General features: G+C 73.0%; 18 protein-coding genes. 8 read left to right on the forward strand and 10 right to left on the reverse strand.

The window, feature by feature from the left end:
* Nucleotides 1-126: 126 nt before the first annotated feature.
* The 4 genes from IF19_RS0112215 to IF19_RS0112230 all read left to right on the forward strand — a co-directional run bounded on the left by IF19_RS0112215 (nucleotide 127) and on the right by IF19_RS0112230 (nucleotide 5,100).
* Nucleotides 127-1,086, forward strand: coding sequence for a DUF6457 domain-containing protein (locus IF19_RS0112215; RefSeq protein WP_030115892.1), 960 nt, complete (start codon nucleotides 127-129; stop codon nucleotides 1,084-1,086).
* Nucleotides 1,083-2,885, forward strand: coding sequence for a molybdopterin molybdotransferase MoeA (locus IF19_RS0112220; protein ID WP_030115893.1), 1,803 nt, complete (start codon nucleotides 1,083-1,085; stop codon nucleotides 2,883-2,885). Before IF19_RS0112215 ends, IF19_RS0112220 begins: the two co-directional genes overlap by 4 nt.
* Nucleotides 2,843-3,979: a potassium channel family protein gene (locus IF19_RS0112225; RefSeq protein WP_030115894.1), complete on the forward strand. Its 1,137-nt coding sequence runs from the start codon at nucleotides 2,843-2,845 to the stop codon at nucleotides 3,977-3,979. The genes IF19_RS0112220 and IF19_RS0112225 overlap by 43 nt, the downstream gene beginning before the upstream one ends.
* 128 nt (nucleotides 3,980-4,107) lie before the next feature.
* Nucleotides 4,108-5,100, forward strand: a complete 993-nt coding sequence (locus IF19_RS0112230) for an NAD(P)H-quinone oxidoreductase (protein ID WP_030120030.1) — start codon at nucleotides 4,108-4,110, stop codon at nucleotides 5,098-5,100.
* A gap of 71 nt (nucleotides 5,101-5,171) precedes the next feature.
* Here the strand turns inward: IF19_RS0112230 and IF19_RS0112235 are convergent, their stop codons facing one another.
* The 6 genes from IF19_RS0112235 to IF19_RS0112260 all read right to left on the reverse strand — a co-directional run bounded on the left by IF19_RS0112235 (nucleotide 5,172) and on the right by IF19_RS0112260 (nucleotide 12,923).
* Nucleotides 5,172-5,720 carry a bacterial proteasome activator family protein gene (locus IF19_RS0112235; protein ID WP_030847558.1) on the reverse strand — a complete coding sequence of 183 codons (549 nt, stop codon included), beginning with the start codon at nucleotides 5,718-5,720 and terminating at the stop codon, nucleotides 5,172-5,174.
* A gap of 119 nt (nucleotides 5,721-5,839) precedes the next feature.
* Entirely contained in the window at nucleotides 5,840-8,695 is a 2,856-nt protein-coding gene (locus tag IF19_RS0112240; protein WP_030115896.1) for an FtsX-like permease family protein, read from the reverse strand.
* Entirely contained in the window at nucleotides 8,692-9,468 is a 777-nt protein-coding gene (locus IF19_RS0112245; RefSeq protein ID WP_030277019.1) for an ABC transporter ATP-binding protein, read from the reverse strand. Before IF19_RS0112245 ends, IF19_RS0112240 begins: the two co-directional genes overlap by 4 nt.
* Before the next feature lie 87 nt (nucleotides 9,469-9,555).
* Nucleotides 9,556-10,179, reverse strand: coding sequence for a PadR family transcriptional regulator (locus IF19_RS0112250; RefSeq protein ID WP_030115899.1), 624 nt, complete (start codon nucleotides 10,177-10,179; stop codon nucleotides 9,556-9,558).
* Nucleotides 10,180-10,296: 117 nt separating this feature from the next.
* The gene (locus IF19_RS0112255) at nucleotides 10,297-11,019 is read right to left on the reverse strand and encodes a hypothetical protein (RefSeq protein WP_030115900.1); all 723 of its coding nucleotides are present in this window, start codon (nucleotides 11,017-11,019) and stop codon (nucleotides 10,297-10,299) included.
* Between the two features lie 275 nt (nucleotides 11,020-11,294).
* The gene (locus IF19_RS0112260) at nucleotides 11,295-12,923 is read right to left on the reverse strand and encodes a protein kinase domain-containing protein (protein WP_030115901.1); all 1,629 of its coding nucleotides are present in this window, start codon (nucleotides 12,921-12,923) and stop codon (nucleotides 11,295-11,297) included.
* A 337-nt stretch (nucleotides 12,924-13,260) separates the two neighbouring features.
* On the opposite strand from IF19_RS0112260, the gene IF19_RS0112265 reads away from it, so the two are divergent.
* Entirely contained in the window at nucleotides 13,261-14,865 is a 1,605-nt protein-coding gene (locus IF19_RS0112265; protein WP_030115902.1) for a protein kinase domain-containing protein, read from the forward strand.
* Between the two features lie 370 nt (nucleotides 14,866-15,235).
* Here the strand turns inward: IF19_RS0112265 and IF19_RS0112270 are convergent, their stop codons facing one another.
* The 3 genes from IF19_RS0112270 to IF19_RS0112280 form a co-directional block, all read right to left on the reverse strand.
* Entirely contained in the window at nucleotides 15,236-16,264 is a 1,029-nt protein-coding gene (locus tag IF19_RS0112270) for a phosphotransferase (protein ID WP_030115903.1), read from the reverse strand.
* Between the two features lie 213 nt (nucleotides 16,265-16,477).
* Nucleotides 16,478-16,978 carry a pyridoxamine 5'-phosphate oxidase family protein gene (locus tag IF19_RS0112275; RefSeq protein ID WP_030115904.1) on the reverse strand — a complete coding sequence of 167 codons (501 nt, stop codon included), beginning with the start codon at nucleotides 16,976-16,978 and terminating at the stop codon, nucleotides 16,478-16,480.
* 117 nt (nucleotides 16,979-17,095) lie between these two features.
* The gene (locus IF19_RS0112280; RefSeq protein WP_030115905.1) at nucleotides 17,096-17,755 is read right to left on the reverse strand and encodes a response regulator; all 660 of its coding nucleotides are present in this window, start codon (nucleotides 17,753-17,755) and stop codon (nucleotides 17,096-17,098) included.
* Between the two features lie 349 nt (nucleotides 17,756-18,104).
* On the opposite strand from IF19_RS0112280, the gene pdhA reads away from it, so the two are divergent.
* From pdhA to IF19_RS0112295, 3 genes are read left to right on the forward strand one after another with little or no spacing between them, the layout of a single operon-like run.
* Nucleotides 18,105-19,265, forward strand: a complete 1,161-nt coding sequence (gene pdhA / locus IF19_RS0112285; protein ID WP_030115906.1) for a pyruvate dehydrogenase (acetyl-transferring) E1 component subunit alpha — start codon at nucleotides 18,105-18,107, stop codon at nucleotides 19,263-19,265.
* Between the two features lie 2 nt (nucleotides 19,266-19,267).
* Nucleotides 19,268-20,248 carry an alpha-ketoacid dehydrogenase subunit beta gene (locus tag IF19_RS0112290; protein ID WP_030115907.1) on the forward strand — a complete coding sequence of 327 codons (981 nt, stop codon included), beginning with the start codon at nucleotides 19,268-19,270 and terminating at the stop codon, nucleotides 20,246-20,248.
* 10 nt (nucleotides 20,249-20,258) lie between these two features.
* Complete coding sequence (locus tag IF19_RS0112295) at nucleotides 20,259-21,722, forward strand: dihydrolipoamide acetyltransferase family protein (RefSeq protein WP_030120023.1); 1,464 nt, start codon at nucleotides 20,259-20,261, stop codon at nucleotides 21,720-21,722.
* Between the two features lie 87 nt (nucleotides 21,723-21,809).
* On the opposite strand, the gene IF19_RS0112300 is transcribed toward IF19_RS0112295, so the two are convergent.
* Nucleotides 21,810-22,709 (reverse strand): D-alanyl-D-alanine carboxypeptidase family protein, encoded by a 900-nt coding sequence (locus IF19_RS0112300; RefSeq protein WP_030115910.1) that lies wholly within the window; start codon nucleotides 22,707-22,709, stop codon nucleotides 21,810-21,812.
* Nucleotides 22,710-22,846 lie beyond the last annotated feature (137 nt).

A 22,846-nucleotide genomic window follows, 5' to 3' on the forward strand; every position in this document is an offset into this window, starting at 1 on the left:
GCGCTCGACGGTATCCGTGCAGGCGTGTGCCGGGCGGCATGCCCTCGCGGCGCGGCTCTCCGGGGTGACCGGCTTTCCGCCACCCCGGAGAGAACGGCGTCGCCGGGAGCCGTCCATACTCGGGCTATGACCGCCTACGACGTGATCGTCCTGGCCGGAGGGGCCGCGAAGCGGCTCGGCGGCGCCGACAAGCCCGGACTTCGCGTGGGTGGCCGGGCGCTGCTCGACCGGGTCCTCTCCGCATGCGCCGACGCGGCCGTCACCGTCGTCGTGGGCGGTCGCCGGGCCACCGCCCGCCCGGTCGTCTGGACCCGTGAAGTTCCCGAGGGCGGAGGCCCGTTGGCGGCGCTCGGCGCGGGGCTGCGGCTGACGACGGCGGAGCGCGTCCTCGTCCTCTCGGCCGACCTGCCGTTCCTCGGCCGGGGAACGGTCGACGCGCTCCTCACCGCCGCCGGGGAGCCGGGCAGGGAAGGGGCCCTGTGCACCGACCCCGACGGGCGGGACCAGCCGCTCGTGGCCGCCTACCGCGCCGAACCGCTCCGTCGCGAGCTGGCCCTCATCGCCACCGAGCACGGAAGCCTCGCCGGACTCCCCTTGCGGCTCCTGACCGCGGAGTTGGACCTCGCCCGCATCGACGCCGGCTTCGACGCCTCGTTCGACTGCGACACTTGGGACGACATCGCCGCTGCCAGAGCCCGGATCAGGGAGCATGGGGCCGTGCTGGACGAATGGATCACCTCGGTCAAGAACGAACTGGGCATCGACCTCGACGTCGACACCGCTCTCCTGCTCGACCTCGCCCGCGACGCCGCCCACGGGGTCGCCCGGCCCGCCGCCCCGCTCACGACCTTCCTGGTCGGGTACGCGGCGGCGCGGGCGAGCGCCGGAGCCGACCCGGACGAGGCCGCCGCAGCAGTCGCGGAGGCCGCCCGCAAGGCCACTGACCTCGCGCTTCGCTGGGAGGCGGAGGCCGAGGCGAGCGGAGGAGAGGCAGCGGGCGCGGGGAGTGCCGGCGGCGGGACGGCCGACGGCACCGCGGGCGGTGCGGGGCGCGACGCGGGCCGCGAGGGGACCGGGACGCCATGACCGGCCCGGACCGCTCGGCTCCTGGCCCGGACCGCTCGGCTCCCGGTCCGGACCGTCCGGCTGCCGGCCCGGTCGATGACGGTCTCTTCGCACCCGGCGCCGTTCCGGGGGAGGCCGCCGGGAGCGCTCGCGCCCGCGCCGAGGAGGAGTTGGCCATCGAGCAGGCGCTCGAACTGGTCGGCGGCTCGACGCTCGGCCCGTCCCGGCCCCCGCGCGGGCAGCGGCCCGGCGGTGGGGGCGACGGCGACGACCCGAGCGGCACTCCGGACGGCGGCGAGGCATGGAGCAGCACCCCGCGCACCGGCGACGGCCGCAATGCCGACCCGACCAGCGCCTCCCCGATGAGCAGCGCCTCGAACGCCCGGACCGACGCCGGCGCCCATACCCCCGGCAACCGGCCGGGCCCCCACACCGGCGGTCGCGTGCAGTCCGGTTCCACCTCCTCCGGCTCCACCTCCCCCCGAGCGTCCCGCACAGCGAACAAGCCCGCCCCGTCCCTGTCCTGGAGCCGGGCGCGGGCGGTAGCGGCCCGGGCCGGGAGGGGCGGCCCCCTCGCCGCCGTCCGACTCCCGCTCGACCGGGCGCTGGGACATGTGCTGGCCGAACCGCTCGGTGCGCTCACCGACCTGCCGTCCTTCGACACCTCGGCCATGGACGGCTGGGCAGTCGCCGGCCCCGGGCCCTGGGCGTTCGTGGCCGGGGCCGGAATCCTCGCCGGACACGCCCCGGCCACCGCGCTGCCCGACGGCGCCGCCGTACGCATCGCCACCGGGGCCCGCGTCCCGCCCGACACCACGGCGGTCATCCGCAGCGAGCACGCGTACGCCGACGAGGCCAAGGGGCTGCTGCACGCCGAGCGGTCCGTGGCCACCGGGCAGGACATCAGGCCCCGGGGCCAGGAGTGCCGCTCGGGCGAACAACTCGTCCCGGCCGGAACGGTGATGACCCCGGCGGTACTGGGCCTCGCCGCGGCGGCCGGATACGACGCGTTGCCCGCCGTACCCCGCCCACGCGTCGACATCCTCGTCCTCGGCGACGAACTGCTCGCCGCCGGGCTGCCGCACGACGGGCTGATCCGGGACGCCCTCGGCCCCATGCTCGGCCCCTGGCTGCGGGCCCTCGGCGCCGAGGTCGCCGGCCCCCGCCGCCTCGGGGACGACGCCCGGGCGCTGCGGGACGCCCTCGCCACCTCCGACGCCGACCTGATCGTGACCACGGGCGGAACCGCCTCCGGTCCGGTCGACCACGTGCACCCGGTCCTCGCCGAACTCGGCGCCGAACTACTGGTGGACGGGGTCGCGGTCCGCCCCGGACACCCCATGCTGCTGGCGCGGCTGCCCTCCGGACCGTCCGGGGCGCACACGGCCGGCCGACCGGAGGGACAGCGCGACGCGACGGCCGAGCAGCGGAAGGAGTCTCCGGACGGGCCGTATCTGGTCGGGCTGCCCGGGAACCCGCTCGCGGCCGTGTCGGGCCTGGTGACGCTCGTGGAGCCGTTGATCGCGGGGCTCGCGGGCCGCCCCGCCCAGGACGCGTACCGGGCCCTCGTCCATGCCGAGGTGCACGGCCATCCGCACGACACCCGTCTCGTCCCCGTCGTCCACCGCGCGGGTCGGGCGGGCGGGCGGGACCATGTCGCGCCGCTGCGCTACAACGGCCCCGCGATGCTGCGGGGGATCGCCGCGGCGGACGGGCTGGCCGTGGTGGAGCCGGGCGGGGTACGGTCCGGCACCGAGGTGGAGATTCTGGATCTCCCATGGGCCCCGGCGACGCCGTGGACGGAAGGGTGTTTCACGTGAAACTTCCCGGCCACGATGCGATGGCCAGGCGAGCGGACGAACTGGTCGTGCCGACGCGGGTGATGCTCCCCCGCCGCGTGGCCCTCGGCCCGGCCCGACAGGTCGCCAAACGTCTGTTGATGGCCCTGCTCGTGCTGGCCGCGACCGTGCTGATCGTCTGGCTCGACCGCGGCGGCTACAACGACAACGCCGACGGCTCGGTCGATCTGCTCGACGCCGTCTACTACGCGACGGTCACCCTCTCCACCACCGGGTACGGGGACATCACCCCGTACAGCGACGGAGCCAGGCTGATCAACGTGGTGCTCGTGACACCACTGCGCGTGCTGTTCCTGATCATCCTGGTCGGCACCACCCTCGAAGTCCTCACGGAACGGACTCGCGAGGACTTCCGGCTGAAGCGTTGGAGATCCAACTTGCGTGACCACACCGTCGTCGTCGGCTTCGGTACGAAGGGCCGCTCGGCGATCATGACTCTCTGCGCCACCGGCCTGCGGAAGGACCAGATCGTCATCGTCGATCCGGCCTCCAAGGTGATCGAGGCCGCCAACGCCGAAGGGTTCACGGGCGTGCTCGGCGACGCGACCCGCAGCGATGTACTGCTGCGCGCGGAGCTGCAGAAAGCGCGTCAGGTCATCATCGCCACCCAGCGCGACGACACCGCCGTCCTGGTCGCGCTGACCGCACGGCAGTTGAACCGCGGGGCGAAGATCGTGGCGGCGGTACGCGAGGAGGAGAACGCCCCGCTCCTGCGGCAGTCCGGCGCCGACGCCGTCATCACCAGCGCCAGCGCCGCCGGCCGACTGCTCGGCCTCTCCGTCCTCAGCCCCAGCGCGGGCACCGTGATGGAGGATCTGATCCAGCAGGGCAGCGGTCTCGACCTGGTGGAACGTCCGGTCATAAAGGCCGAGGTGGGCAAGGGCGTCCGGGAGACCGAGGACCTCGTCGTCAGCGTCCTGCGCGGCCACCGGCTGCTCGGCTACGACGACCCGGCGGCCAGCCCGTTGCAGCTCACGGACCGGGTCATCACCATCGTGCGGAAGAGCCCCAGCTCCACCTCCGTGCCCCACAACCCGATGCCGCCGCGCCCCTGATCCTCCGCCGGGCCGGGCCGGATCGCGTACGCCCGGCCGCCGACCGGGCCGAACGCGTGCGGGATGCCACGCCCAGGAGTACGCGCGGCACTCCTGGGCACCTGGGGTGCGGGAGTAGCCTCGCGGCCATGCATGCGATCACGATTCCCGAACCCGGTGGCCCCGAGGCGCTCGTGTGGGCCGACGTGCCCGATCCCGTACCCGGCGACGGCGAGGTCCTCGTCGAGGTCGTCGCCGGCGCCGTGAACCGCGCGGACGTCCTGCAGCGGCAGGGCTTCTACAACCCGCCCGCCGGCGCGTCCCCCTACCCCGGCCTGGAGTGCGCGGGGCGCATCCTGGCGCTCGGCCCCGGTGTGACCGGCTGGGCGGTCGGCGACGAGGTGTGCGCGCTGCTGGCCGGCGGCGGCTACGCGGAGAAGGTCGCGGTACCGGCGGGCCAGCTCCTGCCCGTACCGAAGGGCATCGGCCTGGTCGAGGCCGCCGCGCTCCCCGAGGTCGCCTGCACCGTCTGGTCGAACGTCTTCATGATCGCGCACCTGCGTCCCGGCGAGACCTTCCTGGTTCACGGCGGTTCCAGCGGGATCGGCACGATGGCGATCCAGCTCGCGAAGGCGGTCGGGGCCCGGGTCGCGGTCACGGCGGGCAGTCCGGAGAAGCTCGCCCGGTGCGCGGAGCTGGGGGCGGACATCCTCATCAACTACCGCGAGCAGGACTTCGTCGAGGAGGTGCGGGAGAACACCGCCGGGGCCGGGGCCGACGTCATCCTGGACCTCATCGGCGCCAAGTACCTGGACCGGAACGTGCGGGCGCTCGCCGTCAACGGCCGCCTCGCGATCATCGGACTCCAGGGCGGCGCCAAGGGCGAACTGAACCTCGGGGCCCTGCTGACCAAGCGGGCCGCCGTCACCGCGACCTCCCTGCGCGGCCGCCCGCTCGGCGAGAAGGCGGCCATCGTCGCCGCCGTGCGCGAGCACGTGTGGCCGTTGATCGAGGAGGGCGTGGTCCGGCCCGTGGTGGACCGGACGCTGCCGATGGCGGAGGCCGCCGAGGCGCACCGGGTGCTGGAGTCCAGCGGGCACGTCGGCAAGGTGCTGCTGGCCGCGCCACTGGCCGGCGCCTGACCGCGAAGGGCCCGGCGCACTCCTCGTGTGCGCCGGGCCCTGACGTATCTCGGGGCGGTCTGCGGGGCGGGCTACAGGTACGGGCCGGATCGGAGCGGGCCGTGCGGGTCCGCACCGCCCTCCTCGCCCTCGTGCGCCGAGCCGGGCGGCAGCGCGCGGCGCATCTGCTCCAGCTGGGCGCGGGCCGCCATCTGCTGGGCGAACAGAGCCGTCTGGATGCCGTGGAAAAGGCCCTCCAGCCAGCCCACGAGCTGGGCCTGGGCGATCCGCAGCTCCGCCTCGGAGGGCACCGAGTCCTCGGTGAACGGCAGGGAGAGCCGCTCCAGCTCCTCGACCAGCTCCGGGGCCAGCCCGTCCTCCAGCTCCTTCACGGAGCCGGCGTGGATCTCCTTGAGCCTGACCCGGCTCGCCTCGTCGAGAGGAGCCGCCCTGACCTCCTCCAGAAGCTGCTTGATCATGCTGCCGATGCGCATGACCTTCGCGGGCTGTTCCACCATCTCCGTCACCGGGACCTCGCGCGACTCGTCGTCACTGGCACCGCCGCCGACAGCCATTCCGTCCTGGCCCACGACAAGGACCTGCGGGTGCTCCTGCGACCGGTCATTCCTCGGCATTTCCATGCCGCCATTGTCTCGCACACCTGCCGTACACCAGGGTGGTGCCCCCGGGAACGGATGATCCACCCTCCCGGGGGCACCGGAATCGACCGGCGGCCCCCCGCGCGGGGCCGCCCAGCGCGTCACCCCGCTCGGCGCGCCAGGGTCTGGCGGGAGCCGGTGAGGGCGGCGGCCAGCAGCCCGGCGAGCACCGGGACGACCAGGGCCAGCAGCGCGAGAGTCCCCCAGGGCATCACGATCGGCGTGTACGCCGACTGCATCGGGTCCGTCCGCATGTCCGCCAGCGCCGCGCGCAGGTCGGTCAGGCGCAGGGCGATCGCGGGCACCAGCCCCGCCGCCGTCCCCAGCAGGACCCCGGTCCCGGCGACGACCAGGCACTGGAAGCCGGACAGCGACCGCCGGAGCCCCGGGGGAGCGCCCACCGCGCTGAGCGTGGTGAGGTCGGCCTCCGCGTCAGCCTTGGACAGACCGGTCGTGATCGCTGCCGCCCCGAGCGTCACCACCCCGGCGAAGAGGGCGAGGATCAGCAGGATCGTGTCGTCCTCGGTGCGCAGTTCCTCGTCCGAGGCCATCAGGTACGCCTTGTTCCCGGCCTGGTCGAGCGCCGCGTACGCCGCCTGGCGCTCGGCGTCCGTGGCGTCGCGGCCGAGGGTGTAGAAGCTGCCGTAGTCCTCGACGTGCAGCCCCAGGTTCTCGGCGGTCTGCCGCGGCATCACCATCCGGATGCCGGGCGTCGCGGCGTACCGGTCGGGGGCGACGTACACCTTCAGCCGGTCCGTGGTGGTGCGGGCCTTCCCGGGGTGCCCGGCCCTGTTCTCCGTGTCCCGGTCGCTGTAGGTGTGGGTGGCCTTGAGGGTGACCTCGCCGTTCTTCGCGTACGCCGAGTTCAGCAGGACGGGCGTGCCCTCGTCCAGGGCCTTCGCCGCCGCCGGGTCGTCGAGCTTCACGTAGGTGTCGAGGACGTCCGGGCCCCCGATGACGATCTTGTGCTCGCCGGTGCCGAACGCGACCATCGTGTAGTTCTCGTCCATGCAGGCCGGGGAGTTCATCGTCCGCTTGTGCCCGTCGGCCGAGAGCCGCAGGGCGAGTTCCTTGGCGCCCTCGCCCTTGAGCGGGCAGCTGTGTCCCTCACCCGTGGGCTTGACGAGCTGGAGCTCGCCGCAGTCGTTCTCGTCCTGGTAATAGACCGAGCAGTCGCTGCCGGCCCAGACCCGGCCGAAGTCGGCGGCCTTGCCGCTGACCGGGTAGTTCTGCTCGACGGCGGCACGGGAGCGGGGCAGTCCGGCGTCCGCGCCGGTGTCGGCCGCCGCGAGCGCGAGGGTGCCCGGGGTCATGTTCGGCACGTGGTCGTACGCCTGCTCGGCGGCGCTGCTGCTGGTGTACGTGGCGATCGCGACGCTGCCCGCGACGGCCGCCATCACGGCGGCGACGGCGGGGGCGGTACGGCCCCGGTTGCGGGCCGCGTCGCGCAGGGCGATCCGGGGCGTCAGCGGGAGCCGCCGACCGAGCCGGCCGAGGATGCCGACGATCACCGGGATGCAGGCGAGCACCCCGAGTTCGGCCAGGACGGAGCCGCCGGCGACGAAGGCGGTGTCCCCCGCCACCCCGCCGTAGACCGCGACGGCGACGCCGGCCGCGATCGCGATGACGCCCACGACGGGGAGCACGCGGGAGCCGCGACGGGTGCCGCGCCTGCCGGTGAGCGACTCCAGGACGGACTGGCGGCCCGCGACGATCGCCGGGGCGAGCGCGGCGAGGACGCCGGTGGCCAGGCCGAGCGCGGCGATGCCGAGGATTTCCCAGGGCCGCACGGTCAGTTCGCCGAAACGGCTGCCCGTGTAGTCCTCGATCATCGGCCGGAACAGGGCGGTCAGACCGAAGCCGGCGCCGACCCCGGCCACCGCCCCGGCCCCGCCGAGCACCGCACCGCCCGCGAGCACCACGGCCCGGACCTGTCCCCGGCTGCCACCGCAGGCGCCGACGAGACCCAGCTGGCGGCGCGAACGGCGCGCGCCGACGGCGAACGCCGGACCGGCCAGCAGCACGATCTCCAGGACGGCCATGGCGGCCACCGTGAGGACCGCCGCGGTCGTCTCCACTTCGGTGGAGTACCCGTTGCTCAGCGCGGACATCGGAACCTCGGAGTCCGGCGGCGGGTCCAGGGCGACCTGGCGGGACTTGACCACCACGCCCCGCTCGTTGGCCGCGAGGATGTCCTGCCAGGTCACTCCCGCTCCTGGCGGGCCCTTCACCAGCCACGTCGGATCGCTCGGCTGGGGCGGCAGGATGGCCTTGTCGCGGTCGGCGGCCTGCTGCCACGGGGCGATGACCGATCCGGGGAGCGCGTAGAGGGAGTCGGCCCGCAGGTCCGCGGGGAGTTCGACCGTGCCGGTGAGGGTGTAGGTCTGCTCGGGGCCGCGCACGGTGACGGTGTCGCCGATCGACAGTCCGGACGCCTCGGCGAAGGCCGTGGTCGCGGCGATCTCGTCCCGCGCGCGGGGGTAGGCGCCGTCGGTCAGCTCGACGCGGCCGCGCATCATCGGGTCGGCGACGCGCAGTTCGCCGATCTCGGTGTCGGCGATGCCGTGCCGGGTGGTGACGGACGCGGGCACGCTGCGCTCGGTCAGGTACCGGGAGCCCTCGGGGAAGGCGGCCGGTACGTCGACCGGCTTCGCCTGCACCTCGGGGGAGGGTTCGGGGGCGCCCTCGGGGGTGCCCCAGTTGACGCCGTCGGGCATCTGCTGGAGCTTCACCGGGCCCATGCTCGTGGACGAGAACCGGGCGTCGGCCGATCCCAGCTCCGCCGTCAGCTCCTCGGCCTCGGTGGGCAGGGCGCTGCGGTAGGTGAGGTCGGCGGCGGTGACGCCGAGGACCGGAAGGGCGATCATCGCGACGACCAGGGCGCTGCGGCCCTTGGTCCGTACGGCGTCGCGCCGGGCCATGCGGAAGGCGGCCCGCCAGCCGGAGAGGACGCTCACGTGGTGGCCCCGGTCGTGGTGGAGAGCAGCGAGTCCGCTCCGGCGGACAGGGTCTGGTCCACGATCGAGCCGTCCCGGAGGAACACGACCCGGTCGGCCCACGCCGCGTACCGGGGCTCATGGGTCACCATGACGGCGGCCGCGCCCTGGTCGCAGCGGGTGCGCAGGAGGGCGAGGACGGCCTCGCCGGTCTCGGAGTCGAGCGCTCCGGTGGGCTCGTCGGCGAGGACCAGGCGGCGGTCGCCGACGAGGGCGCGGGCGATGGCGACGCGCTGCTGCTGGCCGCCGGACATCTCGTCGGGGAAGCGGTCGGCGACCTGCTCCAGCTTCATCTCGGCCAGTGCGGCGAGGGCTTCCTTGCGGGCCTTGCGCACGGGGACGCCGTCGAGTTCGCGGGGGAGGGCGATGTTCTCGGCGGCGGTCAGGGCGGGGATGAGGTTGTAGTCCTGGAAGACGTAGCCGACGCTGCGGCGGCGCAGGGCGGCCATGCCCTTGGGGCCGAGGGCGGCGATGTCCTGGCCCTCGATGACGACCTGGCCGCTCGTGGCGGTGTCGAGACCGCCGGCCAGGGTCAGCAGGGTGGACTTTCCGGAGCCGGAGGGGCCCATGACGGCGACCAGTTCGCCCGGGTGCACGGCGAGGTGGATGCCGCGCAGGGCGTGCACCTCGGCGACGCCCGAGCCATGGGTACGGGTCAGCTCCCGCAGTTCGAGGACGGGGCTGCCGGGCGTTTCGGAGGACGGCGGGGGCGGCTGGGCGGCGGACGCGGGCATGACGGTGGTTCCCCCCTGGGAAATGGTCTGGGTCGGATCTGGACGGCGGCGACGGTCCCGGAGCCGCCCGGGTCGTGCGCGGCGGGGTCAGCGCTGGGAGTGGCTCCGCTCGGCCGGGGCGCGGGCCGGACCGCGGGTGGCGGCGGGGCCGGGCCCGGCGGAGGGCTCGGTGGCGGCGGCCTCGGCGAGGCGGACGAGCCGGGACTCGCAGTGGTCGAGCCAGCGGGCCTCGGCCTCGGCCTGGAAGATCAGCTGCTCCACGACGAGCAGCCAGGCGACCTCGTCGCGGTCGGACGGAACGTCGGCCAGGGCCTGGGCCTTGAGCCGGGTGTAGTCCTGCATGGCCTTGAGCGTGTGGCGGCGCTGGGACTGGATGACCTCCCGGATGTCGACCCCCGGGGCTCCCACGGCCATGGCCAGTTTGATGGCCAGTTCGTCGCGGGGCGGGTGGGTGCGGTCGACGGGGGTCCCGAACCACGTGTGCAGCTCGGTTCGGCCCGCGTCGGTGATCGCGTAGAGGTCGTGCCCGGCGTCGTCCGCGCCGTCCTGGACGACCATGCCGTCGCGCTCCAGGCGGCTCAGCGTCGTGTAGACCTGGCCGACGTTGAGGGGCCAGGTGGAGCCGGTGCGCGACTCGAACTCGGTACGGAGCCGGGACCCGTAGCGAGGGCCCCGTTCCAGCAGGGCCAGCAGGCCGTGGCGAATGGACATACTGAGTATGTATACCGAGTATGTACGTCCGCGCAAAGGGCGCCGGGGCTCGGTGACAGAGCTGTTACGGGAGGGGCCCGCGGAGCCTCACGGGAGGAATCCGGCGGACGCGGGCGGTCAGTACACCCGGCGCATCCGGAGCGCGAGGAAGCCGAGCCCCAGACCGACCAGGGCGATGCCCGTGCCGAGGGAGACCTGCTGCACCCGCCGCAGCGACGCGGCGTCCAGCGCCTGGGCCGCGGCCCGCTGCGCCGGGTCGGTGAAGGCGTCGGGCGGCGGGGTGGAGGCGGGCAGATCGACGGGGTCGACGCGGCTCTCGTCGGCCTCGTCGTACGGGTCCCGCGTGAGCGGCGTCTCGGCCGCCGCGGGCTCGTACGGGGAGAGCGACCGCCCGGGGCGCGCCTTGCCCGCCCCGGCCTCGCGCCCGGCCAGCGGGGCGGTCGACCCGGAGACCTCGGGCGAGGCGGAAGGGGAGGGGGACGTTCCGGGCGCGTCGTCACCGGGTGCGCCGCGTCCGCCGGACGCGGTGGAGGACGGTACGGGCCACTCCCCCGGCTCGCCGTGGGACGGCATGCCGGAGGGCTGGGGAAGTCCTGCGGGGAAGGCGGCGGGGGAGCCGGTCGTTCCGGGCCGTGGCGCGGCCGGTCCGGGCGGCGCGGCGGGCGTGGCGGCACCCGACGGCCCGGAGGCCGGGGCCGGAGCGGTGGCGGTGCGGGAGGGGCCGTCCGGCGGGGGCGCGCCGTGGGCGGAGCCGCCCAGCGGCCCCATCGCCGCCCCGGCCGCCGCCAGCAGACCGACCGCACACCTCGCCGGCCATGCGGCCGACCGTCCTGGAGCCATGAGATCAGCGTCACACGGGGTCCGTCGTCCGGCATCCCGGACGCGTTGTCCGGACATCCCACGCCGGTCAGCGGTCGGATGCGGAGGGCGAGGCGCGTCCCTGAGGTCCGAAACGATCAGCTTCCGACACCGGCGCTCGGCTTGTCGCACCGCACCGCAGGGCGCGGCCGGTGCCGCGCGCCGCGGGCGACGTGCCGCCCACCACTGCCGTGAAGGGCCGTCGGCTCAGCGGGAACGTGCGGACGCCGGCCCGGCGGAACCGTCCGGCCTCCGGCTCAGGAGGGCTTCCCCGTGGCGACCTTCAGCTCGAAGTGGGCGCCCCGCTCGGGGACCGCCGCGCCGGAGGACGGGAACTGGCCGACGACCTGGCCGTCCGCGTACGTGTTGCCGGGCTCCGCGATCTCCTTGATCGTCCAGCCGGCGGCGGCCGCGCACGCCTTCGCCGAGAGGATGTCCTTGTAGACGAAGTTCGGGGCGCGGACCTTCGCCGGGTCGTTGGAGTCCTCGGAGGCGTTCGAGCACTCCGTGTCCTTCATCGTCCGGTTGCGCTCGGGCGGACGATAGCCCTCCACCTGCTCGGTGGAGCCCGAGTCGCCGCCGCCCTTGCCCTCGTCCTTCTTGTCGTTCTGGAGGGCGAGCGCGGTGATCAGGCCGCCCACGGCCAGCAGGGCCACGACGATCGAGCCGACGATGACCGGCATGTTCCGCTTCGAGCCGCCGCCGGTGGCGCCCACGGCCGTGGCGTGCTGCGGGTTGACCGAGTACGGCGGCGGGGTCTGGTGGGACAGCGGGCCCGGCGTCGCGTAGCCCTGGACCTGGCCGGACTGCGGATAGCCGTAGCTCGGCGCGGGCGTCGGCTGCCCGTACGGGCCCGGCTGCTGCGGGTGCGGCTGGTACGGCGTCTGGACGCCGTGCGGCGCCGGGGTGCTCTGGTCGACGGGCGGGAACACCGCCGAGCCGACCCCGGAGCCGCTGTTGGCCGGTCCGCCGCCGGCCACGATCATCGGGGCGCCGGTGTGGCCGCCGGAGGCGTTCAGCACGCGGGCGATCTCGTCGCGCATCGCGGCGGCGCTGGGGAAGCGCTCGTTCGGGTTCTTCTTGAGCGCGCGGGCGACGAGGGCGTCCATCGCCGGGGTCACCGACCGGTTGATGCTGGAGGGCGCGACCGGCTCCTCCTGCACGTGCGCGTACGCGATGGCGAGCGGTGAGTCCGCGTCGAAGGGGATGCGGCCGGTGAGCAGCTGGAAGAGCATGATGCCGACCGAGTACAGGTCGGACCGGGCGTCCACGCCGCGGCCGAGCGCCTGCTCGGGGGAGAGGTACTGCGGGGTGCCGACGACCATGCCGGTCTGCGTCATCGAGGTGACGCCGGACTGCATGGCGCGGGCGATGCCGAAGTCCATGACCTTGACCACGCCGCGCTTGGTCATCATCACGTTGCCGGGCTTGATGTCGCGGTGGACCAGGCCCATCTCGTGGCTGGTCTCCAGTGCGGCGAGCACGTCCGCCGTCACCTTCAGCGCCTTGTCGGCGGGCATCGCGCCGTGGTCGCGGATGTCGGCGGCCAGCACCGAACCGAGCGGCTGCCCCTCGACGTACTCCATGACGATGTACGGCATCAGCGCACCGCCGAGCTCGTCCTCGCCCGTGTCGAAGACGGAGACGATGTTGGTGTGCTGGAGCTTGGCGACGGCCTGTGCCTCACGCCGGAAGCGCTCGCGGAAGGACTGCTCGCGGCCCAGTTCGGTGTGCAGGGTCTTGATCGCGACCTGGCGGTCCAGGGCGGAGTCGTAGGCCAGGTATACGGACGCCATCCCGCCTTCGCCGAGCAGGTCCCGCAGTTGGTAGCGACCGCCCGCCACCGCACCGCCCGCGTAGCGGCCCTGTGCGCCGTCCTGGCTCATGACTTGCATCCCCCTCGCCGGCGCGCGGTCGCACGCGGTGTTTCTGTAGGACGTGGTTGCGTGCGACCCGGTTCCGTACAACGCGATTACGCGCCAAGTCTGCCGTAGGGGTCCGACACGTCAAGCCGGGTGCCCGTTCCGTGACGCTACGCGCAAGAAGCGTCTCGGAAGCGTTACAGGAGGCGCGGAGAATTCACCGGGAGGACACGCCGGACGGTCAGATGATCCTGCCGGAGCGGAACCGAGGTGTCCGCGGAAGGCTGTAGCGTGACGTGTCAATGCAGCAAGGCACCGTGAGAACCCGCGGACGCGCGGACAGATACGACGGCGAGGACTGATGGCACCCGGTTCCGAAGCAAACGGCGGCGGAGTTTCGGATGGCACCGACTCCTGGGGCGTCGGCGGCGTCGTCGGTGACGGACGTTACCGGATGACCCACCGGCTCGGCCGGGGCGGCATGGCGGAGGTCTACGCGGCGGAGGACGTCCGGCTCGGGCGGACCGTCGCGGTGAAGCTGCTCCGCTCCGACCTGGCCGAGGACCCGGTCTCCAAGGCGCGCTTCACCCGCGAGGCACAGTCCGTCGCGGGCCTCAACCACCACGCGATCGTCGCCGTGTACGACTCCGGCGAGGACGTCGTGGGCGGTCAGACCGTCCCGTACATCGTGATGGAGCTGGTCGAGGGCCGCACCATCCGCGACCTGCTCCTGACCGCCGAGGCCCCGCCGCCCGAGCAGGCGCTGATCATCGTCTCGGGGGTGCTGGAAGCCCTCGCGTACTCGCACCAGCACGGCATCGTGCACCGCGACATCAAGCCCGCCAACGTGATCATCACGGACTCCGGCGCGGTCAAGGTGATGGACTTCGGCATCGCCCGCGCGCTGCACGGCGCGCAGTCGACGATGACCCAGACCGGCATGGTCATGGGCACCCCGCAGTACCTCTCCCCGGAGCAGGCGCTCGGCAAGGCCGTCGACCACCGCTCCGACCTGTACGCCACGGGCTGTCTCCTCTACGAACTGCTGGCGCTGCGGCCCCCGTTCACCGGCGAGACGCCGCTCTCGGTGGTCTACCAGCACGTCCAGGACATCCCGGTGCCGCCGTCCGAGGTCCTGGGCGCGGTGCCGCCGGAGCTGGACGGCATGGTGATGCGCTCGCTGGCGAAGGACCCGGACGACCGGTTCCAGAGCGCCGAGGAGATGCGCGGCCTCGTCCAGTACAGCCTGCAGATGCTCCAGGTGCAGGGCGGCCACACGGGCACCTGGAACACGGGCCCGGTCGCGCTGCACGAGGGCGGCCGGACACCGCCGCACGGAATGGCCGGTTCCACCCAGGTGATGGGCGCGGGCCACCCGATGCACGGGGACACCTCGCAGAGCCCGATCCTGCCTCCGTACAACCCGGACGACGGGGGGTACGACGGCGGTGGCGGGCGCCCGTCCGGCGGGCGCGGGAAGATGTGGCTCTTCGTCCTGCTCGCGCTGGTCGCCATCGGCGCGGGCGTCGCCTTCGCCGTCAGCGCGGCGCGGGACGACGACGGCGGGGGCAAGAAGGGCCCGGCCACGCCGAGCACGTCGGTGAGCCAGTCCGAGGAGGAGCCCTCGGAGGAGCCGTCCGAGGAGGAGACCGACCAGTCGGAGGAGCCGAGCACCTCCGGAGGCGGCCAGACGCAGCCGAACCCGCCGCCGTACACCCCGAACCCGAAGCCGACCCGGCCGACGTTCTCCCCGTCGCCGACCCAGACCGGTACGGACCCGGGCACGTCGGACGGCAACACCAACGAGGGCGGCAGCGGCGAGCCCAGCGGCGAGCCGAGCGACCCGGCGACCAACCCCGGCACCCCGGGCGGCTCCGGCGACGACGGCGGGGCCAGCGGCGACGAGGCCGGCGGTACGGGGACGACCCCGGGCGGCGACGCGTCGGTCGGCGGCCTGACACCGTAAGGACATCGGCGGAAGGGCGTCGGCGGAAGGGCATCGACGGAAAGGCGTCGGTGCAACGGCGTCGGGTGGAACCGCATCGTTCAGTTCTGCCGGATCGCCCGGACCGCCCGGACCACGGGGTTACCGGGCCGCCCGCCCCCCCCGGACTGCCCGGACCGCCCCGAGCCCGGCGCGCGCCACCACGGCGCACGCCGGGCTCATGCGTGAACGCACCCGGGCGCACGCGCGGCTCGCAGGTGATCGCCCGGACGCGCGGCCCGCACCCGCCCGCACCCCGCACCCTGCTCGCGGTCCGCACTCCGGGCAGCGCCGGGCCCGTACTCCGGGGGCGCCGCCCCTCGCGCCGGCCCCCACCCCGGCCCGCCGCCCGTCATTCCGTGAAGGCCGCGCACACCGCCTCGTACTCCCGCGTCCACCACACCGCCAGGGCCGACACCGCGGGAAACTGCGGGTCGGCCCTGCGGTCGTCGAGGCGGTAGCGCCACCGGAGTATCCAGAAGTCGTTGAGCCGCTCCCACCACACGCGGTGCACCGCCGCCGCCAGTTCCGCGGCCCCCGCCCCCGCCGCACGCCGGTACGCGCGGGCGTACGCCCGCACCTTCGCGAGGTCCAGCTCGCCCACCGGCCGTACGAAGAAGATCGCCGCGGCCCGGACCGCCTCCTCGGCGCGCGGCTGTACGTCCAGCCGGTCCCAGTCCACGATGGCGACCGGGTCGGCGCCCCGGTAGAGCAGGTTCAGCGGGTGGAAGTCACCGTGCACCCAGCCGGTGGCGGGCCCGTCCGGCGTGGGCGGGCGGCGGTGGGCGTGCCGTTCGAGCAGGGCGCGCCGCTCCACGAGCCGGTGGACCGCGAGTTCGTCGAAGGCGTCGCGCGGGGCGCCCCGGCCGTCCTGCCCGCGTGCGGCGTTCAGCAGGTCGTCGATCAGCGCGAAGGTGTCGGCGGCGTCCGGGCTGCGATGGCCGAGGGCCCGGCCGGACGGCGCACGCGGGCCGTCGCGCGGGGCCATCACCTGTTCCAGGCCGGTGTGCACGGCGCCGAGGAGCGCCCCGAGTCGGCGCGACTGTGCGAGGGTGAGCTCGGCGCCGACCCGGTGGAGCCCGTCGACCCAGGGGTGCAGGGCGTAGCACCGCTCGCCGATCACCGTGACGGTCTCGCCCCGGGCGTCCGCCAGCGGCGGGACGACGGGCACGCCGAGCGACTTGAGGCGCTGGGTGGCGCGGTGCTGACGCACGATCGCGGCGCGTTCGCCGCTCGGATCGCCCAGGTGCTTCTTGTCGAGGTGGTGCTTGAGGAAGTAGGAGCCGCTCGTCGTGGAGACGCGGTATCCGTGGTTCAGCAGGCCCTTGGTGATCGGCTCGCAGGCGAGCGGCTCGCCCACGTCCGGATAACGGCGCAGCACCTCGCCGACCGGGGGAACAGGCGGACAGGTGACATATGAGCGCGGCACTTACCAAATGTTAGATCACGCTGCGTGTCCGGTTCGCGGAGTTGCGGTCACGCCCTGCGGTGCGCTAAGGGCGGTGTGTGACGGGTCTCGGGCCCGGTCAGGGGCCGCCGGACACACCCGAGCGCGGGTCCTCGGCCGCCCGGCGCCCCGGTGCGCGGGCCGTGCTCAGAAGGTCAGCCGGTGTTCCGTCACGAAGTGCGGGTCGACCCGCAGAAACGCCGGCGCGTAGGGCTCCCCGTTCACGGAGGCGGGCATCGCGCCGAACAGCTCCTCCTGCTCGGGTCCGAGCCGCACGATCTCGGCGGGGCCGGTGAACTGCACCGACCACAGGTCGCCGCCCTCGCCGGACGGGTCGCCGCTGTAGTTGTCCGCCCCGTACGCGACGACGCTTCCGTCGCACGCCTCGTGGTGGCCGAAACCGCGGTGCATCCGCAGCAGGATCCGGCCGTCGCTGACGACGTGCCGGGCCACCGCCAGGAAGGGCAGCGCCCGCATGCTGGTCGCGAGCCGGCCGTACGGAACCCGCCGCAGCAGCTCGATCGCGTCGGTGTGCTCGCCCGGCCCGGTCCCGGCGGCCCGCTTCACCGGGCGCTCGGTCCGCTCGATCGTGCCGGTCAGGGCCCGATGGCGGAGCGCCCCGGGCGCGGGGAGTTCGTCGAAGGACATGGCCACCACTCTCTCCCGGCCGTAGGGGCCGCGTAAGAGTCGGGTGCCCCGGGTGGCGCGGGACCAAAGTCCCTCCGCGGGCCGGGGGTCGGCGGAGGCGTCCCGGCCCGTGCGGGCTCAGCGGCGTTCGGCCTGGAGCCGGGCGACGTACGCGGCGGCCTGCGACCGGCGCTCCATGCCCAGTTTCGACAGCAGGCTGGAGACGTAGTTCTTGATGGTCTTCTCGGCCAGGTGCAGCCGCTCGCCGATGACCCGGTTGGTCAGCCCCTCGCCGATCAGGTCCAGGATTTTGCGCTCCTGCTCGGTCAGGCCGGCCAGCTTGTCGTCCCCCTTGCCGCTGCCGCCGTCGCGCAGCCGCTGGAGGACCCGGGCGGTCGCCACCGGGTCCAGCAGGGACTTCCCGGCCGCCACGTCCCGTACCGCGTTCAGCAGTTCACCGCCCCGGATCGCCTTCAGCACGTACCCCGACGCACCCGCCATGATCGCGTCGAAAAGCGCCTCGTCGTCGGCGAAAGAGGTGAGCATCAGGCATTTGATGTTCTCGTCCTGGGAACGGACCTCCCGGCACACCTCCACGCCGCTGCCGTCCGGCAGCCGTACGTCGAGCACCGCCACGTCGGGCCGGGTCGCCGGAATCCGCACCAGGGCGTCCGCCGCCGTACCGGCCTCCCCGACCACCTCGATGTCCGGTTCGGAGGCGAGCAGCTCATGGACGCCGCGCCGGACGACCTCGTGATCATCCAGCAGAAATACCGTGATTTTTCCTTCTTCGCGCACGATCGCAGTCTCACATACTCGCCTCCGCTCCGCTCTTCCCTGGGGCTGATCCGCGGGATAACGTGCCGTTGTTCCGGCGGCCTGCAAGGCTGTTTCCAGTGCCCTGACCAGCAGAGCTTCGCGATTTCTTCGATTTACTTGGAAATCCAAGCAAAATCGCAGGTCAGATAGGGTTTCGCAGTTATGCGAAGCACTGGGTAACGTGCCTATGACAGGGCGCTCGCCGGGGCACCTGTCACGCCTGATCCCGGCCGGCCGGCACCCACCCCGTGCGCGTCAGTCGGATTCGGGCGAGCCGCACTGGTATCCCGGCAGACCCCGGGGGCCGGACCGACGGAGGAGCACGCACGTGACCGTGGAGAGCACTGCCGCCGCGCGTAAACCGCGACGCGCCAGTAAGCGGACCAGCGCCGCGAAGAAGCCGCAGAGTGCCGAGCCCCAGCTCGTACAGCTGCTCACGCCCGAGGGCGAGCGCGTCGAGCACCCGGACTACAGCATCGACCTGAGCGCCGACGAGCTGCGCGGCCTGTACCGGGACATGGTGCTCACCCGCCGTTTCGACGCCGAGGCGACCGCTCTCCAGCGCCAGGGCGAGCTGGGCCTGTGGGCCTCGCTGCTCGGCCAGGAGGCCGCGCAGATCGGCAGCGGCCGGGCCCTGCGCGACGACGACTACGTCTTCCCGACCTACCGCGAGCACGGGGTCGCCTGGTGCCGGGGCGTCGACCCGACCAACCTGCTCGGCATGTTCCGCGGCGTGAACCACGGCGGCTGGGACCCGAACAGCAACAACTTCCACCTGTACACGATCGTCATCGGCTCGCAGACGCTGCACGCCACCGGCTACGCCATGGGCGTCGCCAAGGACGGCGCGGACTCCGCCGTGATCGCGTACTTCGGCGACGGGGCCTCCAGCCAGGGGGACGTCGCCGAGTCGTTCACCTTCTCCGCGGTCTACAACGCGCCCGTCGTCTTCTTCTGCCAGAACAACCAGTGGGCGATCTCCGAGCCCACCGAGCGCCAGACCCGGGTGCCGCTCTACCAGCGCGCCCAGGGCTTCGGCTTCCCCGGCGTCCGCGTCGACGGCAACGACGTGCTGGCCTGTCTGGCCGTCACCCGCTCCGCGCTGGAGCGAGCCCGTCGCGGCGAGGGCCCGACCCTCGTCGAGGCGTTCACCTACCGCATGGGAGCGCACACCACCTCCGACGACCCGACGAAGTACCGGGCCGACGAGGAGCGGGCCGCCTGGGAGGCCAAGGACCCGATCCTGCGGCTGCGGGCCTACCTGGAGAAGGAGAAGTTCGCGGACGACGCCTTCTTCACCGCGCTGGACGCGGAGAGCGAGACCCTCGGCAAGCGCGTGCGCGAGGCGGTGCGCGCGATGCCCGACCCGGACCCGATGGCCCTGTTCGAGCACGGCTACGCCGACGGCAACTCTCTCGTGGACGAGGAGCGCGCCCAGTTCGCCGCCTACCAGGCATCGTTCGTCGACTCCGCCGAGGAGGGCAAGTAGCCATGGCCGTGGAAAAGATGTCCATCGCGAAAGCGCTCAACGAGTCGCTCCGCCTCGCCCTCGACAGCGACCCCAAGGTCCTCATCATGGGTGAGGACGTCGGCAAGCTCGGCGGTGTCTTCCGCATCACCGACGGGCTCCAGAAGGACTTCGGCGAGGAGCGGGTGATCGACACCCCGCTCGCGGAGTCCGGCATCGTCGGCACCGCGATCGGTCTGGCCCTGCGCGGCTACCGTCCCGTCGTCGAGATCCAGTTCGACGGCTTCGTCTTCCCCGCGTACGACCAGATCGTCACGCAGCTCGCCAAGATGCACGCCCGCGCGCTCGGCAAGGTCAAGCTGCCGGTCGTCGTGCGCATCCCGTACGGCGGCGGCATCGGCGCGGTCGAGCACCACAGCGAGTCCCCCGAGGCGCTCTTCGCGCACGTGGCGGGGCTCAAGGTGGTCTCGCCGTCCAACGCGAGCGACGCCTACTGGATGATGCAGCAGGCCGTCCAGAGCGACGACCCGGTCATCTTCTTCGAGCCCAAGCGGCGCTACTGGGACAAGGGCGAGGTCGACACCGAGGCCATCCCCGGCCCGCTGCACCGGGCCGTGACCGTCCGCGAGGGGAGCGACCTGACGCTCGTCGCGTACGGGCCGATGGTCAAGGTCTGCCTGGAAGCGGCCGAGGCCGCCCAGGAGGAGGGCAAGTCGATCGAGGTCCTGGACCTGCGCTCGATGTCCCCGATCGACTTCGACGCCATTCAGGCGTCCGCCGAGAAGACCGGCCGCGTCGTCGTCGTGCACGAGGCGCCCGTCTTCTACGGCTCCGGAGCGGAGATCGCCGCCCGGATCACCGAGCGCTGCTTCTACCACCTCGAAGCGCCCGTGCTGCGGGTCGGCGGCTACCACGTCCCCTACCCGCCGGCCCGGCTGGAGGACGAGTACCTGCCCGGCCTCGACCGGGTGCTCGACGCCGTCGACCGCTCGCTGGCGTACTGAGGAGAGGTTCGTGACGACGATGACCGAGACGTCTGCTCGCTTCCGTGAGTTCAAGATGCCCGACGTGGGCGAAGGACTGACCGAGGCCGAGATCCTCAAGTGGTACGTCCAGCCCGGCGACACCGTCACCGACGGCCAGGTCGTGTGCGAGGTCGAGACCGCGAAGGCGGCCGTCGAGCTGCCGATCCCGTTCGACGGGGTGGTGCACGAGCTGCGCTTCCCCGAGGGCACGACCGTCGACGTGGGCCAGGTGATCATCGCGGTCGACGTGGCCCCGGGCAGCGGCGATGCGCCCGCCCCGGCCGCCGACCCGGTCCAGGAGCCGGTGGACGAGCCGGCGGCCGAGGCCGAGCCGAAGGGCCGCACGCCGGTCCTGGTCGGCTACGGCGTCGCCGAGAGCTCCACCAAGCGCCGCCCCCGCAAGGGGGCCCCGGCCGCTCCGGAGGCCGCCGCCGTCGCGGCGGCGGTCCAGGCCGAGCTGAACGGGCACGCGGCTCCCGCCCCGGCCGCGGCCCCCGCCCCGTCGGTTCCGGCGCAGGGCGGCGCGGCCGGCGGCCGTCCGCTGGCCAAGCCCCCGGTCCGCAAGCTGGCCAAGGACCTGGGCATCGACCTGGCGACGGTGGTGCCGACCGGCAAGGACGGCGTCATCACCCGCGAGGACGTCCACGCGGCGGCCGCCCCGGCCGCTTCCGAGGCCCCGGCCCAGGCGGCGCCCGCCCCGGTGGCCGCCGAGGCGCCGGTGGCCACCGAGCCCACCGCCGTACCGGACTCCGCGCGCGAGACCAGGGTCCCGGTCAAGGGCGTCCGCAAGGCCATCGCGCAGGCGATGGTCGGCAGCGCGTTCACCGCGCCGCACGTCACCGAGTTCGTCACGGTCGACGTGACGCGCACGATGAAGCTCGTGGCCGAGCTGAAGGAGGACAAGGACATGGCGGGGGTGCGGGTCAACCCGCTGCTCGTCATCGCCAAGGCCCTCCTGGTCGCCATCAAGCGGAACCCCGAGGTCAACGCGGCCTGGGACGAGGCCAACCAGGAGATCGTGCGCAAGCACTACGTGAACCTGGGCATCGCGGCGGCCACCCCGCGCGGGCTGATCGTGCCGAACATCAAGGACGCGCACGACAAGACGCTGCCGCAGCTCGCGGAGGCGCTGGGTGAGCTGGTCACCACGGCCCGGGACGGGAAGACGTCCCCCGCCGCGATGGCCGGCGGCACGGTGACCATCACCAACGTGGGCGTCTTCGGCGTCGACACCGGTACGCCGATCCTCAACCCGGGCGAGTCCGCGATCCTCGCGGTCGGCGCGATCAAGCTCCAGCCGTGGGTCCACAAGGGCAAGGTGAAGCCGCGTCAGGTCACCACGCTGGCCCTGTCGTTCGACCACCGCCTGGTCGACGGCGAACTCGGCTCCAAGGTGCTGGCCGACGTGGCGGCGATCCTGGAGCAGCCGAAGCGCCTGATCACCTGGGCGTGACGCGTCCGGTTCCCGCGTCCGTACGCGGAAGGGGCCCGGCCCGCACGACTCGTGCGGGCCGGGCCCCTCTCCGTACGCGGCCGCGGGCTACTTCTTGAAGCCGTAGTCCAGCAGCTTCTTGGCGTCGGCGGTGCGGTTCGCCTCGGAGGACGAGGTGAGCACGGTGCCGATGACGGTCTTGCCCTTGCGGGTCGCCGCGAAGACCAGGCAGTACTTGGCGGTCGGGCCGGAGCCCGTCTTGACGCCGATGGCGCCGCTGTAGCTGCTGAGCATCTTGTTGGTGTTGCTCCACGACATGTAGCGGTAGCCACCGCTCTTCGTGGTCACCTTCTGCTTCGTCGACTTGGTCTTGACGATCGAGCGGAACGTGGAGTTCTTCATCGCCTTGCTGGCGATCTTCGTCAGGTCACGGGGCGTCGAGTAGTTGTTGCCTCCCCCTATGCCGTCGAACGAGTCGAAGCGGGTGTTCGTCAGCTTGAGGCTCTTGGCCGTGGAGTTCATCTTGCCGATGAACGACTTCACGCGGGCCGCACGGGTCGAGCCGGAGCCGAACTTGTCGGCCAGGGCGTACGCGGCGTCGCAGCCGGAGGGGAGCATCAGGCCGTAGAGGAGCTGGCCGACGGTGACCTTGTCGCCGACGATGAGCCGGGCGGACGAGGCGTTCTTCGAGACGATGTAGTCGCTGTACGCCTTCTGGATCGTGACCTTGGAATTCAGGTTCACGTTCTTCTGCGACAGGACCACCAGCGCCGTCATGATCTTGGTGGTGGAACCGGTGGCGCGGCGGGTGTCCGCGGACTTGGTGAAGAGGGTCTTCCCGGTGCCGTCGTTCATCACGAAGCCGCCCTTGGCGACGATCTTCGGAGTCGGCGGCGCGGCGGCGTGCGCCGCGGAGGCGAAGGCGCTGCCCGCGAGCACCGCACCGGCGGTGAGCGTCACGGTGGCCGTGACGGTGACGCGATTGATGCGCTTGATGCCGATTTTCAACTGAACGCTCCAAATGCCCCTGATATGCGGCCACATAAGGGTGCCGCTCGCAGGTGAGACTTCTGGAACGGGCCGAAGGATGTGGTGCCGGAGGGGTGAATTTGCACAGGCTTGACCCTGGGGGCGCGAGCGGCCCG

The sequence above is a fragment of the Streptomyces californicus genome (genome assembly GCF_000717645.1).
GTDB lineage: Bacteria > Actinomycetota > Actinomycetes > Streptomycetales > Streptomycetaceae > Streptomyces > Streptomyces californicus.